Source organism: Peribacillus sp. NJ4 (assembly GCF_030348345.1).
GTDB lineage: Bacteria > Bacillota > Bacilli > Bacillales > DSM-1321 > Peribacillus.
Window position 1 is genome coordinate 3,601,888 of record NZ_JAUCFQ010000001.1, and the last position, 15,524, is coordinate 3,617,411.

Annotated in this window: 13 protein-coding genes and 1 pseudogene; 5 read left to right on the forward strand and 9 right to left on the reverse strand. The window is 35.1% G+C overall.

All coding sequences use genetic code 11. From position 1 onward, the window contains the following. Positions 1 to 7: 7 nt before the first annotated feature. From sda to QUF94_RS17940, 4 genes and pseudogenes are all read left to right on the forward strand, one after another. The gene (gene sda / locus QUF94_RS17925; RefSeq protein WP_289317034.1) at positions 8 to 154 is read left to right on the forward strand and encodes a sporulation histidine kinase inhibitor Sda; all 147 of its coding nucleotides are present in this window, start codon (positions 8 to 10) and stop codon (positions 152 to 154) included. A gap of 909 nt (positions 155 to 1,063) precedes the next feature. Beyond that, positions 1,064 to 2,407 (forward strand): branched-chain amino acid transport system II carrier protein, encoded by a 1,344-nt coding sequence (gene brnQ / locus QUF94_RS17930; protein WP_289317035.1) that lies wholly within the window; start codon positions 1,064 to 1,066, stop codon positions 2,405 to 2,407. A 205-nt stretch (positions 2,408 to 2,612) separates the two neighbouring features. After that, positions 2,613 to 3,038 (forward strand): annotated as a pseudogene (locus QUF94_RS17935) (serine hydrolase); the annotation flags it as partial. Between the two features lie 564 nt (positions 3,039 to 3,602). Then, entirely contained in the window at positions 3,603 to 3,899 is a 297-nt protein-coding gene (locus QUF94_RS17940; RefSeq protein ID WP_289317036.1) for a hypothetical protein, read from the forward strand. A gap of 135 nt (positions 3,900 to 4,034) precedes the next feature. Here QUF94_RS17940 and QUF94_RS17945 read toward each other — a convergent pair whose 3' ends face one another. From QUF94_RS17945 to QUF94_RS17980, 8 genes are all read right to left on the reverse strand, one after another. After that, complete coding sequence (locus tag QUF94_RS17945) at positions 4,035 to 4,712, reverse strand: RraA family protein (RefSeq protein ID WP_289317037.1); 678 nt, start codon at positions 4,710 to 4,712, stop codon at positions 4,035 to 4,037. A gap of 8 nt (positions 4,713 to 4,720) precedes the next feature. Continuing rightward, positions 4,721 to 5,104, reverse strand: a complete 384-nt coding sequence (locus QUF94_RS17950) for an RraA family protein (protein WP_289317038.1) — start codon at positions 5,102 to 5,104, stop codon at positions 4,721 to 4,723. Beyond that, positions 5,043 to 5,372 (reverse strand): RraA family protein, encoded by a 330-nt coding sequence (locus QUF94_RS17955; protein WP_289317039.1) that lies wholly within the window; start codon positions 5,370 to 5,372, stop codon positions 5,043 to 5,045. The genes QUF94_RS17950 and QUF94_RS17955 overlap by 62 nt, the downstream gene beginning before the upstream one ends. Before the next feature lie 230 nt (positions 5,373 to 5,602). Beyond that, the gene (locus tag QUF94_RS17960) at positions 5,603 to 6,916 is read right to left on the reverse strand and encodes an HAD family hydrolase (RefSeq protein ID WP_289317040.1); all 1,314 of its coding nucleotides are present in this window, start codon (positions 6,914 to 6,916) and stop codon (positions 5,603 to 5,605) included. A gap of 563 nt (positions 6,917 to 7,479) precedes the next feature. After that, positions 7,480 to 8,916 (reverse strand): amino acid permease, encoded by a 1,437-nt coding sequence (locus tag QUF94_RS17965; protein ID WP_289317041.1) that lies wholly within the window; start codon positions 8,914 to 8,916, stop codon positions 7,480 to 7,482. A 134-nt stretch (positions 8,917 to 9,050) separates the two neighbouring features. Next, a complete protein-coding gene (locus tag QUF94_RS17970) occupies positions 9,051 to 10,505 on the reverse strand; it encodes an aldehyde dehydrogenase family protein (RefSeq protein WP_289317042.1) in 1,455 nt (484 codons plus the stop codon). A gap of 59 nt (positions 10,506 to 10,564) precedes the next feature. Beyond that, on the reverse strand, positions 10,565 to 11,605 hold the full coding sequence (locus QUF94_RS17975) for a homoserine dehydrogenase (protein ID WP_289317043.1): 1,041 nt from the start codon (positions 11,603 to 11,605) through the stop codon (positions 10,565 to 10,567). Between the two features lie 37 nt (positions 11,606 to 11,642). Beyond that, positions 11,643 to 12,860 carry a cystathionine gamma-synthase family protein gene (locus QUF94_RS17980; protein ID WP_289318424.1) on the reverse strand — a complete coding sequence of 406 codons (1,218 nt, stop codon included), beginning with the start codon at positions 12,858 to 12,860 and terminating at the stop codon, positions 11,643 to 11,645. Between the two features lie 554 nt (positions 12,861 to 13,414). Here QUF94_RS17980 and QUF94_RS17985 point away from each other — a divergent pair. Next, positions 13,415 to 14,059: a GntR family transcriptional regulator gene (locus QUF94_RS17985; protein ID WP_289318425.1), complete on the forward strand. Its 645-nt coding sequence runs from the start codon at positions 13,415 to 13,417 to the stop codon at positions 14,057 to 14,059. A 602-nt stretch (positions 14,060 to 14,661) separates the two neighbouring features. On the opposite strand, the gene QUF94_RS17990 is transcribed toward QUF94_RS17985, so the two are convergent. Next, positions 14,662 to 15,300: a hypothetical protein gene (locus QUF94_RS17990; protein ID WP_289317044.1), complete on the reverse strand. Its 639-nt coding sequence runs from the start codon at positions 15,298 to 15,300 to the stop codon at positions 14,662 to 14,664. Between the last annotated feature and the right edge of the window lie 224 nt (positions 15,301 to 15,524).

The window sequence follows — 15,524 nt, forward strand, 5'->3', positions numbered from 1 at the left end:
GGAAGATATGAAAAAATTAAATGATCAACTATTGATAGACTCGTACCTTAAAGCAATTGAATTAGACTTAAATAAAAATTTTATCCTCGTTCTAGAAGAAGAATTGAAGAGAAGAGGTCTACCCCTTATCGTTCAAAAAGATATGCGTAACTAATTAGTATAAGCTTGAAACTGTAATTCTTTGCTCTTCTTTCTTAACCCAAACTAATAATTCTTGTTCCTTATTAATCAATTCTCTGAATAACACTTGTTCAAATTGTAAAACTAACTAACTCTCTAAGATTTAACTTTTTAGTGTCCAAAATATTGACTCAAATCCACTTTTAGAATTAATTAAATCTCTTACTTAAATTTCGATATAAACTTTCATTTGTCCTTCATGAACTAAACTGCCCCGATAGTTGCATAAAGAAAAAAAACTGCCTTAAAGACAGTTCCGATCATAGGCTAAAGCACCTGTTAGTTGAATTAATCAATTAACCTTCAGTTGGCAAATACTTACATAATTGTTAATAAAACCAACAGTCACTTCATAAGGATACAAAGCTATTTATATTTTTCATTAAATCCAGCTAACAACCAGGATTGTTTTTTCACAGCTACCACTTATGACACTAGTAAAAGAGCTATTCCAATAACCAAAAGTCCGTAATCCATTTTATACCTCCCAATGACAACTTTATTTCTTGTTTTTTTCCTCCTTTGTATCCTTTATAGAGAAAGAAGTATGTATTACAATATTTCAATAGTTATAAAATGGTATTTTAGTAAATGATTACACATAACTAATAGGAGGCTAAGTAGAGGGATTTTCGTTATTCACAGCGATTATCATTTGTAGCGTAATCATGGCAGTAATAATCTGCTTGTAGTTAAAATTTTTTAAAGAACCTTATTGCATATTAAATAAGGCCGCCCAAAAGGAGAAACTTAAAACTTATATTGAAATTAATTTTATCAGTCATAATACAATACAATCTTATGTATTTAGTTTGTGGTTAATTTTTTGAAAATTATTTCTTTTTGAAAAAGTAAAATTTAATTCTTTCATGGAGGTTTTAATTTGGCTACTAAAGTACCATTTTCATTTATATTAGTTATTGGTTTAATGTTATTTGCTCTATTTTTTGGGGCAGGAAATTTAATTTTCCCACCAAAGCTTGGTCAATCAGCAGGAATGAATATCTGGTCAGCAAATGCAGGGTTTTTAATAACAGGAGTTGGCTTACCGTTGCTTGGTGTGTTAGCACTTGGTTTTTCGGGGAAAGATGATTTACAGTCGTTAGCAAGTCGGGTACATCCTATATTTGGTATTGTATTCACAACCGTTCTTTATTTAGCCATTGGTCCTTTATTTGCTTTGCCTAGATCAGGAAACGTTTCTTTTGAAATCGGTGTAAAACCTTTTTTGTCCGAAAATTCAGGTTCTGTACCTTTACTTATTTTTACAATCATCTTTTTTAGCATTACGTGCCTTTTTTCGATCAATCCCGCGAAAGTTGTAGGAATTGTCGGGAAAATATTAACACCAATCAAGTTAACGTTCATTGGAATCCTAGTAGTAGTTGCTTTTAATCATCCAATTGGAGATTTTCAAGCACCTGTTAAGAATTATACAGTTCAACCATTTTTTAATGGGTTTAGAGAAGGTTATTTAACAATGGATACTCTTGCATCTTTTGTTTTTGGCATCATCATCATTAATGCAATTAAAGAAAAAGGTGCTAAAACAAAAAAACAAATTATGGTTGTTTGTGGAAAAGCAACTGGAATTGCTGCCTTTTTCCTAGCAACCATGTATTCAGCTCTTTCTTATATGGGTGCTTCAAGTGTAGAAAAACTTGGGCACCTAGAAAATGGAGGTACTATATTAGCAAAAGTCTCAAATTATTATTTTGGAGCTTATGGTGGGATATTATTAGGATTAATGATTACAGTAGCTTGTTTAACAACAAGCGTAGGACTTGTTACATCTTGTTCTTCATTCTTCCATAAACTATTTCCAAAGGTACCTTACAAAACGATTGCTATTAGTTTATCTATTTTTAGTGCAATAGTTGCAAATATTGGGCTAACACAGTTAATTGCTGTTTCTATTCCTCTCTTAACAGCTATTTATCCATTAGCTATTGTATTAATTTTCTTAACATTTTTTCATTCTTTATTTAAAGGGAAAGCTGAAGTGTATCAAGGAAGCTTACTTTTAACATTTATAATTAGTTTATTTGATGGATTAAATCGAGCTGGTATACACTTTTCATCCATTAATAATTTTTTTAATGAAATTCTTCCTTTGTACGATGTAGGACTAGGGTGGATTATTCCAGCAATTGTTGGAGGATTTATAGGGTTTAGCAGTAGCATACTACGAGGGAAATTCGGTCTTAATCCTCCAACTAGTAGTTAAATAAATATTAAAATAAGGTCAACCCAGTAATTTTTTACTCGTTGACCTTTTAAAATTGTATGTTGAAGCCAGGAACCGCCCTGTTAGCCAACCATGCTGCACTTGAGTCTCCAACAAGAAGTATTATGGCTTTTAAATCAGGAGTGAAAACTGCAGCCTTAGGAAAAAAATAAGTTTTTTTTTACGAAGATGATATCGAGCAATTCTAGCTGTAGGGGCATTTTTACAACAGAGAACAATAGAAGAACTTAATCAAAGAATTACCTATACACGACGGGAGGATCTTGTTAATTATAATTCGATACAGAAAAGCATGTTGATACGGGGATGACTCCTAAGGAGCTTTCTGATGCTTCTCTTCGATTCAGTGACAATACTGCTGGAAACCTTATCCTTAAACAACTGGGTTGACCGACTGGATTTAAAAAAGCACTGGAGGAAATCGGAGATAATGTTACCAACCCTGAGCGATTTGAGCAAGATTTAAATGAAGTTAATCTTGGTGAAACTCATGATACGAGTACACCAAGAGCACTTGCTACTAGTCTTCAGGCTTTTACATTGGGAGATGCACATCCAACTGAGAAACCTGAACTTTTAATTAGATTGGATGAAGAGAAATACTACTGGAGTAGGATCATATGGTACATCGAAATGAGACCCTATTGGCCAGTTACAGGTTAATGGTTCCGAAATAATTATGGACCAAGGAAATGTAAACTGGGAAGTGAAAGATGGTGAATTTGTAAAAAAACGGGTGGATGATATACAGACTTTTGCACAAAAAGAAAAAAAATCAACCTATTATCTGAGGAGGATATAGGATTTCCATATATTGCAGATGGTACAGTTTTAGAAAGTGATATTACAGTACAGCTTTGAAATAACAATAAGAAAGAATCGATTACAATTGAAAATAGCACAATACATCTGCCAAATAGGAAGAGAACATTTATTTTAGAGATAAATTTAGTAGCTGAACAAGGAACTGTTCAATATATTTCTACTGTCAATTTCAATTAAGCATAATTTTGTTAACGGCTAGTAATTCAGCGTATTTCTGTTACTGGCCATTTTTTAAAGTCAAGCATTATCAGCTAAATAATGGAAAGATTGTTGGTATGATAAGAGGTAAAGAGTTAGTGTTTAAATATAATTTGGGATTGGCGAGATCAGTGAGGGAGAGATTGTGGGCGTGGTTGAAAAGCAAGTCTTAAAGAAAAATAGAAGAGGTACTGAATATATCGAGGTTAATGGTGAAATTATTGTAAAGCGTTGTAGTGGTTGTGAGGAAATGCTGGAGTTGGAACACTTCCCTAATTTAAAGGCAGGTTTAGGCGGTACGCGTAGCAAATGTAGACCATGTCTTGTTGAATACGGCAAAAAATACAACGAAAAAAGACCTGAATATACTAAAAGGTATTATGAGAAAAATGGAGAACGTGTACGTGAACGTGCTAGGGAATATTATGCTAGGAAAAACGGAAGGTAAACAAATAAATACCCCTGTACCACCTTTTAAGCTGATACAGGGGCGGGCTTCCATCCCACACCTGAATGTGTTTCTCATATTGTAACTTACCAGAACAACAAAGAAACCCTATACCCACCTTGCCTAATTGGTAAATTAATCTACAAATTCACATCCCTTGTCATGAAGCGCTTTATCTATCCATGTTCTGTCCCAAATTCCATTTCTAATGTCAGCCATTACTTTTTCTTCTTTGATTACGGTTTTACGCGCATTTTCTAATATCTCTCGAGCATCTTTAGGGTTAATTACAACCACACCATCTTCGTCCCCAATTAAAATATCACCAGGTCTGACCGTCACACCTCCACAAGAAATGGGGGTGTTAATTTCGCCAGGACCATCCTTATATGGACCAGCTGGAGTTACACCCGAAGCATACACAGGCATAGTCATCTGCCTGATAACCCCAGCATCACGAATGGCTCCATCAATAACAAATCCGGCAATTCCCCGATTTTGTGCCCAGGCAACCATTAATTCTCCCATCAAGGCATTAGTAGTATCACCTTGTGCTTCAACTACGATAACATCGCCTGGAGATGCCATATCAATTGCTTTATTAAGCAGTAAATTGTCGCCTGGACGAGTTTTCACCGTAAAAGCGCTTCCAATAAGAGGTTGCACATTGTACGGCCTAATTTCCCCCCCTATACAAAATGTTCGGTTCATGTTATCGGCAATGTTTGCCACAGGGATGCCGGTAAAGGCATCCACCAAACTCCGGGGAGGACGTTCAAACTGATTATAGATTCTAAAGCCAGTGTTTCCCATGTGAATTTTCACTCTCCCTTTGTTTGCAAACTGTGATAATTAAAAAGCTTACGGGCATCATCCAAACGCATGCCTTTTTCGGTTGCCTCACGAATTCTATCCTCTGCAGCTTCGATTTCTACTGCAATAGCGAGAATCGTCTCCTTATACTCTTTTGGAATAACGACCACCCCATCGGCATCGCCTACAACTATATCACCCTTTCGAACACGAACGTTGGCAATGGAGACTGCACCTCCCACAACATCAACCTGAACTCTATCTTTGCCAGTTCTCATATACCGATTAGCACTGAACACAGGATAATCCAACTCAATGCTTCGATTGGTATCACGGCAGACACCGTCTATGACCGTTCCTGCAATGCCGCGCCTTTTTGCAACCCCCGTCATGATATCCCCCCCATACCGTACAATCCAAGCGCCCCTGGTTATCAATGACAACCACTTCATCTGGATTTACGTCGTCTATGAAGTCGCCAACTGTCCCCTTTTGGATGTCTACCGGACCATATTTTACAGTGAAGGCTCGTCCAGCTATCTTCCATTGAAGGGAATTGGAACGAATACCTAAGCACTGTCCTTCTACTCCTAATTTATCAAGTGCATCAGAAATTGTTGATGTACCTATATTTTTAAATGATTCAACAATTTTTTCCATAACAATCCCCTTTGTCCTTTTTTGTTCACCTTTTTCATATTCAGCATCTTTCCTTATTACTTGGCCATAAGCACTTTATTTCATCAACTTTAACGAACGTGAAAATGAGTTGATTTTATCGAAAAAAGACCCGTTCGTAAAAGTGTACTTTTACGAACGGGTTAATAATAGCTTTCTTGAACAACTTTTAACGGAATCCCAGTGTACTGAATCTTCGGAGACGAATCTTTTTATGGATTCGCCAACAATTTTTCTTCATTTGACCCAAGCTTGATCGTGTATTCAGTCGGTATCCATAAGCCTGTATTTTCATTTCTTCCTTGGAGAACATATTTCGGGTTGTTTTTGCCCATCCGTTCTGCAGCTGTTTTCGCAAGCTTGCCGATATCACCTGTTTTGAGGCGGTTGATGATTAAACCGAGTTTCAAACTCTTAATTGTCAGCATTTCATAATCTGTGCTGCTGTCTCCCGCTACGAATATCGGACCGTATCCGCCCCGCGTTTTGGAGATGGCGTGTTCGATCACTTCCACCTTACCTTCTCGAGCAGTGATCGGCCAATTGTCTTCATATTCTGCTTGAGTAATTCCTTCCTTCTTTTTTAATCTCATCCCAAAGACATTTTCCTTTGGAAGGTTGTAGCCGTATTTTGGATTTGACGAAAATACCTCCACCACCTCTTCCATCGAAGCCGAAATAACAAAAACGTCAATCCCATTCTCCATAAAAGTATGCATTAAGTTTGCGATTTCCGAGGCCAGACGCAGTCCTGTTGTATAGGTAACTTGAACAGTACCGGCTTTTCCTAACATGGACCCAGGACTTATAAGCGTCACCGATGCCATTTCCGCCCCTAAATTATAATCATTTGAAGCCTCTGCAAGCTGCTGAACTTCTTCGGTCGACATGTTGGCAAATAAATAAAGCACCCATGGATATCCGATTTCAACACCGTATGTTTCCCCAATGGCTTCATACAGAAAGTACATTTTCGCTTTAAAATCTTTAAATTGATCAGTTGAATGAAGCGTTTCTAACCTCTCTTTTCCATTCATCCCATTATAGTTGGAATAAAGAAATTCGTAATCGCGCTTCAGATCCTCGGCGATTTCCATAAGAGTGACCGCATTTCCTTGAAGGTTTTTAAACTCGTGTGAAAAGGGTCCATTCGGCACATTCTTTTTGATCACTTCATAAAACTCTTCCGGTTGCATGTTATATGCCAAGTGATCAATTTGATAAAGAAAGAGGGCCTCCTCCGTATCATTCATGATGCTCGTATGATCCCAATCAAAAACAACATAAGGTTTTCGATTTGGATCGTATCCTGTACTTCCAGCACCATGCTTATCAATTAGGTTTTGAACAGACTTATAGGTGTCAGGAGCCCAATTCCCTTTATCCAACACTTGAATACAATGGCCCTCCCTTTTTTGTGGAGTCGAAACTGCTTTTCCGCTTGCAGCCGCTCCTAAGGAAGCATACAAAAACAAGCAAATAACGATCATGCCAAATAAAGCTTTTAATTTGGTTCTATTATTCATAAGTTCCCCCCTGAAAATTGCAAAAGACGCCTGCCCAATAGCTCGTTATTAGCTATTGAAACAGGCGCCATTGCCGATTGATTCTTTTATACGTAAATATTATCATGAATTTTCAAAATAATCAAATATTTATTCGTAGTTCTTTTCTTAACAATTGTAACTTTATAAAAAAGATTGATCATTTCTGTAATCCTTATTGAATCCATGGATTTTATATAATTCTATGGGCTTTTCTTTTTACAAAGTGTACTTTTACCAACAGGATTAAGTTAAGGTTGAAGCTACTTTTATAATTGAATATTATGGGAGTGATGTAAATAAATCGAGTAGGAAGGAGTGACTAACTTATCATAGAATTCATCCAAATCTATGTCTATCAACCATCGGTACCCTTATTTAATGCACATGCTAGGCACACTGAAAAAGAACAGCTTCTCATATATAAGTAGAAGAAGTCTGTCCTAAATCAGTGGTAATTCTTTGATTTATTATTTAAATTAGTACGTTAAAAATCAGTAAACCAAAGATTTTGTAAGCCTTCTCATTTTTTACAAAAAATCTCTTTACTTAATATTCCTAATATAATCATCCGTTTCATTATAAGAATTTATCTGATTCTTATTTCCTCGATTTTTCATATAGTAGAAGAGATAGCATAAAATAATAAAAGGTACTCCACAATACAGAGCAATTCTTTGGCTCGCATCAAAAGCAAGACCTATACAAGAAGCAAGACACAAAACACAAGCAGCAATGGGTACAAAAGGATAAAGTGGTGTACGGAATTTTAAATTTTTAATATCTCCACCCATTTTCAAAAAATGTTTACGGAACATATATTGTGATAAAACAATCCCTATCCAAACTACTACTACTGCAAATCCTGATATAGCCACAAGTACCACATAAACTGTATCAGGTGCAAATACACTAGATAATAGAGATAAACAAGCTACTGCCATACTTACAGCTAAAGCATTCAATGGTACTCCATTTGACGTTACCTTTCCAAAAAATGAACTTATCATTTTTTCATTTGAAAGTGACCATAACATACGAGTAGATGCATATAGACCAGAGTTTGCTACTGAGAGTAAAGCTGTAATAATAACAAAGTTCATAATATCAGCTGCATAAGGAATTCCGATGTTGTCAAAAACCATCACAAATGGACTTTCAATGACTCCTGCTTCTTTCCAAGAGATTAACCCAGATAACACAAAAATTGCACCAACAAAGAAAAACATTGTTCGCCAAATTACATTTCTAATAGATCTAGGAACGTCTTTTTCTGGATTTTCACTTTCTCCAGCAGCAATACCAATAAGTTCTGTTCCTGAAAAGGCAAAATTAACGGAAATCATAGCCATAAAAACTGGAAGCAGGCCATTTGGGAAAAGACCTCCATCTACAGTGAAATTAGAAAGCATGGGGGCAGAGGTTCTATCATCCATTGGAATAAATCCAAGCATTGCAGACCCTCCAAGCACAATAAATAAGATAATAGTAATTATTTTGATACCTGAAAACCAAAATTCGGTTTCTGCAAATATTTTTACTGAAATGGAATTAAGTAAAAAAATTAGAATCGCAAAGACGGCACTCCACATCCAAACAGAAGTGTGAGGAAACCATCTCTGCATTAATAGTCCAGAGGCAGTAAATTCGGACCCTACCGTTACCACCCAAGTAAGCCAGTACATTAAACCAATAGTAAATCCAGTAGCAGGACCGATATATTTGGTAGCGTAAGATTGAAATGAACCTGTTACTGGCATAGCAACAGTTAGTTCGCCCAGGCATAACATGACAAGGTACATGATTAATCCGCCTACTAAGTAAGCGAGAATCGTTCCTCCTGGTCCAGCTTGGCTAATTGTATATCCACTGCTCAGAAAAAGACCCGTTCCAATTACACCACCTAGCGAAATCATGAACAAATGCCTACTTTTCATTGAACGTTTCAACTGGTTTTCATTGGTATTATTTGTGTTTGTCATCTAGTCTCCTCCTTCGTTATTTACTCTCTTCAAGTACTTAGTTTAATAGACAACAATATACAAAGTTTATATTTCACAGAAAAATCAGAATCTTTATCTTAAAGACTGACCTGGACAGGTCAGCCCTTATGTTATCATATTGTTTTATTATTAACTTTAAAACAAACAACTTTTGGTTCAGTCATTTCTTGAAGTGCAAACTTAATTCCTTCACGACCTAAACCAGAACCTTTTACACCTCCGAAAGGCATCGCATCAATGCGATAATCTGAACTATCATTTACCATAACTCCACCTACATCAAGTTTACGTATGGCTCTCAATGCCTTATCTAAATCACGAGTGAATATACCTGCTTGCAATCCGAAATCTACACTATTAGATTGGGAAATAGCTGTATCAAGATCAGGAACATTATAAATGGTAACAACTGGGCCAAAAACCTCTTCAGTTGCCAATTTACAATTTTCTGGTACATTAACTAAAACAGTAGGTTGATAAAAAGATCCTTCACGTTTTCCACCACAAAGCAACTTTGCACCTTTCTCAACAGCTTCATTTACCCAACTTTCAACACGTTTTGCTTCTTTTTCGGAGATCATTGGTCCCATATCTGTTTCTTCTAATAATTTATCACCTACTCGATATTGTTGAGTACGATCAATAAATTTACCAATAAAGTCATGATAAATACCTTCTTGGACATATATTCTCTGTACACCTAAACAATTTTGTCCTGCTGCCCAAAATGCTCCAGAAACAGTTGATTTCACAGCTTCTTCTAAATCAGCATCTTTCAATACAATAACGGGTGAGTTTGATCCAAGCTCCATACATATCTTTTTCAAGCCTGCTTTTTGAATAATTGCTTTGCCAGTGGCAAGTCCTCCTGTAAAAGAAATCATTCGTATAGCTGAATGAGTAATTAGACTATCTCCCATGTCACTTGGACGACCGGTAATGACGGATAAAACTTTCGGTGGCAGACCGGCTTTTTCAAAAGCTTCTGCCAATAAAAGAGCACTTAATGGTGTTACAGTTGCTGGTTTTACAATAATAGCGTTCCCGGCAGCAATAGCAGGGCCCACTTTATGTGCAACAAGATTTAATGGATCGTTAAAAGGTGTTATAGCTACAATTATGCCAATAGGAAAACGATAATAGTAACCTATGCGATCTTCGCTTCCTGGCATTTGATCAAACGAAATGGTTTCTCCATTAATTCTCCTTGCTTCTTCAGCACTTATACGAAGTGTTTCAATACAACGTAGTACTTCTTTCCTTGCTTCTTTAATTGTTTTACTTCCCTCACGAGCAATAGTAGTTGCATATCTTTCCTTATTTTCAAAGATCCAGTCCGCAGCACGATGAAGTATAGCAATTCTTTCATGTGTTGACATATCTGCTGCTATTTTTACTCCTTTTTTTGCTTCTTCAATAGTATAAATGACGTCTCTTTCATTGGCAGCAGGAACTGTTGTGATTAAACTATGATCCTGTGGATCCAAGACATCAATGCTTTTATCACGAGATACCCATTCCCCAGCAAGAAACATCTTATTTTTATTTATTAAATTGTCAGTAAACATCATACAAAATCACCTCATGATAAGTAATTTTTAACTTATAACTTTAAGAATGAAACGAATTATAATTGATCACGGTTAATGTTGATTAAATCAATAAGAATCGAGAATCCTGTTTCTTTACGTCCAGCTCCCGCTCCAATTAAGGTAATTGGGCCAGCTAAATCACAATCATAAGTAATAGCATTTTGTGCACCTAAAACTCCAGCTAGAGGATCTGTAAGAGGTATAGCTTCAGGTCCTACCTTTGCAATGGCTTTATCGCCATCCTTTATACATTTAGCAATTAACTTCCATCTCTTACCTTCTGATTTTGCCCACTCAATGTCCTTTTCCGTAAGATGACTAATCCCTTCACATTCTACTTCTTCTCGTTTCATTGGAATACCCATTACAATGTTAGCAAGAATGGTAGCTTTATATTGAGCATCATATCCCTCAACGTCGCTAGTCGGATCTGCTTCTGCATAACCAAGAGCTTGTGCCTCTGACAATGCATCTTGATAACTCAATCCTTCTTCCATTTTAGTTAGGATATAATTAGTTGTTCCATTTAAAATCCCTCGTATTTCAAAAATGCTATTCCCTGCCAATGAACTCAGTGGCATTCTTAATGCTGGGGTTCCACTCATAACTGTTCCTTCAAAGCCCCAACGAACATCATTTTTTTTTGCTAATTCAGCTAACTCTTGATAAGCTAGAGAAACCGGACCTTTATTACTCATTACTACGTTCTTTTTGCTTTCAAATGCTGCTTTACAATGATCAATGGCAGGTTGTCCTGTTTTTACATCAGTAAAGGTAATTTCAACAACAGTGTCTGCATTACTCTCACGTATTGTTTGAAAACTATCCCACCCTCTTACCAAGCTAAGGGTTTCAGGGTAACTATCTAATTTTCCTGTTTCCTTTACAGCTTGTAACGCTAAAGAAAGATCCAACCCCTTAGGATCATAAAGGGAACCTTTCATAACATCAGAAATAGCAACGATTTTTGCATCAAAGTTAAACCCAATACGTAGTGACTCACTTTTATCTTGTAAAATTTCAGCTAACCCTTGACCAACTACACCAAATCCAAGTAATGCTATCTTATGTGTCATATTTCAATACCTCTTCCATTAGTAATATTTTATGCTTTCAACTACAGCTAACAGGGTAATTGGATTCTAAGTAAGAAAAAGCTTGCTCTAAATCTGCTATAAGATCTTCTGTATCTTCGATACCTACAGAGATACGAACTAAACCTTCTGGGATACCAAGGGCTTTACGCTCTTCAATAGTACATTCAACATGGCTAGTCGTTCTTGCAGGCCCATATATAGTTTCAACGGCTCCAAGGTTTCCAGCTTTGTTTGCATATTTTAATTTTGATAATAAAATTTTGATAGCTTTCATTTCATCTTTTAATACAAAACTTAATATCCCACCGAACCCTCTCATTTGTTTCTTTGCGATATCATGATGTGGATGCGCTTCCAATCCCGGGTAATAAACTGCGTCAACAAGCTTTTTCTTTTGAAGATACTTTGCAATTTCCATTGCACTTTTTTCTTGTTGCCGTACACGAAGCTTTAACGTTTTCATCCCTCTTAAAATAAGGTAGGCAGACCATGGGTCCATAGTTGCTCCATTAATTTCACGATAATGATAGACTTTTTTCATTAATTTTTTAGAGCCACATACTATGCCACCTAATGCATCTGCATGTCCACTTAAGAATTTAGTTGCACTATGGACTACAATATCAACTCCTAATTGAAGAGGATTTTGATTAATTGGAGTAGCAAACGTATTATCTATGATAACTAATGCACCCACTGATTTTCCGACTCTCGCTATCCTCTCAATATCAGTAACTTTCATAGTAGGGTTAGTAGGAGACTCTAAATATAGCACTTTACACCCTTTGACCACTTCAGCTTCAATTTCTTTATGGTTTCCGGTATTACACAATGTCACATCGACATCAAGATTGGACAAGAATTCAGTAAAAATTTTATTGGTTCCTCCATAAGTATCTTTGACTGATACAACCCGATCTCCTGGTCTTAGAAATGTATATAATGTACTACTAATAGCAGCCATTCCTGATGAAAAACCTACAGCTTTCTCTGCCCCCTCGAGTATCCTTACTTTTTCTTCCAGAGCTTGAACAGTTGGATTTGCCATTCGATTATAGGTATAACCAGGTTTATTTCCAAGGGCAACTTCTTGCCATTCGTCTACGTCATCGTAATTGTAGGCTACACTAAGAACTACAGGAACTTGGGTTGCATTATAAGCAAGAGATTCTTTTTCTCCTGCCCATACCGCTTTTGTTCCATCTTGCACATCTTTAAAGTTATTCTCACTCATATTTTTCTCACCTCTAATTTTATAACTTTTTAAAAATGGTCTTGTTGAAACTTGAATTTTATTTTGTATATAATATATTGTATATTTTATACTCCAAAAAAAATCCCCCTTCCACATTACAGTTTTTACCTAATGTTTTCTTGGGTTTATTTCTTAACATAAAGGTATCTAATACAAATAGTTTAAAAAACTTAAAACAAATGCAGAAAATATACTTTATATTGTATATTGTATATAATACAGAATAGTCAGAAAATATTTTACATACCGAATTATACAATTAACTTATCTATTTTTCAATGCTTTATTATTTTATTCTTAAAAATTCTTTAAACTGCCTTATTTCTAATGCTATAAGTTTTATCAACTTGAATCACTTAAAACAACAATTCATAAATAAAAATGGAAGCAGGAGTCGGTTTATATCTTAAATATAATAATAAATAATAGAGATATTGAAGTCTGTAAAAGATGGTGCTAATATTAAAGACAAGAATTTCTAATATTATATTGTATACTATATAATATTAATTTTTGGCTTAGGAGGAAACGCTATCAAAAATAGATATCAATCATTAAAAGATCTCGTATATGATTATATAACTGAAAGAATTCAGAACGGAACCCTACTTCCTAAGCATAAGATAAATGAATCGGTATTATGCGAAAAATTAGGAGTAAGTAGAACTCCTGTAAGAGAAGCTTTGATACAACTAGCTTCAGACAATTTGCTCGAGTATCTTCCTAGAAAAGGATTTATTGTAAAAGAACTTGATACCCAAAAAAAGCTAGATGTTTTTCGAATTGTTAGTGTATTGGATTCTTTAGCAGCCTCATTATCTTTAGAGCATATCACAGAAAGTGATATTGAACGTATGGAAGATTTGGTTAAGAAAATTGAATTTTCAATTTCAACAAAAAACTATTTAGATTATCAAAAATACCAAAATCAATTCCATAAAGTATATATTGATAAATGCAATAATCCTACATTAATAGATCTTCTTGATTCTTTACAAAATAGTTTTGTTAGACAGATTTATTTAAGTAATAATGAAGAAAAGCTTTTTGCCGTATTAGAGCAAATGAATGAAGATCATAAAGAAATTACCAAATATTTTAAAAAAAGAGATAAAGAGAATTTAGAGCAACTTATTAAGAATAAACATTGGGAAATAACTCATTTAGATATGATATAGTTCATAGTTAACATAAATCTTATAGGAAATACAAAACCCATGGTCTGTCTAGATCCATGGGCTTTACCTTCTGTTATATCCTCGAAAAGTGTTCGTAAAGTGTACTTTTACGAACGGGTAAAATAGTTGCGCGGGAATATAAAAGTGAGGGGACAAGTGTTACTCACAGCAGCCTGCCAGAACATCAAGAAGATTGCCACCTATCTATCCAGAATCGGATTGGTGGGTGGGAGTCGATAATCCTGTTATCTTCCACTATCTTACTCCACCTCCATATATATTTAAAGACGTTTACATTGCATAATAGTTCCAGCCTTTAAAACTAAACTGCACCGATAGTTCCATAAAGAAAAAGCTGCCTTAAAGACAGCTCTGATCCTCAGCTAACGCACCCGTTAGTTCATTAAGGACTAACTCTTAAAAAGAATGCTCTATAAACAATTTTGCATCAAAAAAGACCCATGAAGGGTACTTTTTGTGGGTTTGTTCTTCAAAAAAGATTTCCATTACCGTTAACAAGACACTGATTTTGAATGAAAGAAGTAAGGTCGATGAAAGATGGCACAACCAAAAGATCTCAGCCGATTCGTAATCAGCAACAATTAGATAATATTCTTCAATGATTCCGGAAGTGTTTCCCAAAAACTTAAAGATAATTTTATTTCATATTCATCTGTGTATGTTTTTACCTTTTCTTCTCCGAATTCATCATAAAGAGCCATTTTATATTTACCCTTTTCTAAAGTTGGTGCTACATAAGTTTCATATTTTTCTTTTAAACTTCTAATTTCTAAACATAATTCCTTCGGAACATATCCGATATGTATCTTTTCTCCGTCCAAATTAGTAAGTAAAACTTTTATAGCATTTTTATCATATTCATTAGAATCTTCACTTTCCAAATATCCTTTAGGTAAAGGCTGACCTCCGTATTCATATACTCTTTCTTCAAAATAATCTTCTTTTATTTCTTTGTTTTTAAGACCATCATATGGTTCAAAGTAAAAATACTCAGCTTGTTTCAATTCTTTAACTAACCTTTTAATTGCCTTTTGGTGCTCTTCTACGAACGTTCCTTTTATTAAAAAATTTAATCGTTTAATTGGCTCTTCTTTTTTCGGTTGTTCTTCCTGTATTACTTCCTCTTCTTGTAGTACTTCCTCAACATTAATAATTGATTTTGATTCAACTGTAGCTGCGACATCTTGAGTCTTTCTTTTAAAGAAATCAAACAATCCCATTAATAAACCTCCTTATTTTTTCCCTCACCTTTTTATATAATTCTATTATGTTAAATCACAATAATATGAATCACTATTGTTTTTTTGTGCTCAAAAAGAAGTAATAGAACTAAACCAGCTAATAGGATGTCAATATCTTTCTCTAAAATTTTCATTTCCCTTATGATATACTATTTTTGTTCATGACAAATAACCCTCCAAAACCCTTTTGGAAGGATTTTTCT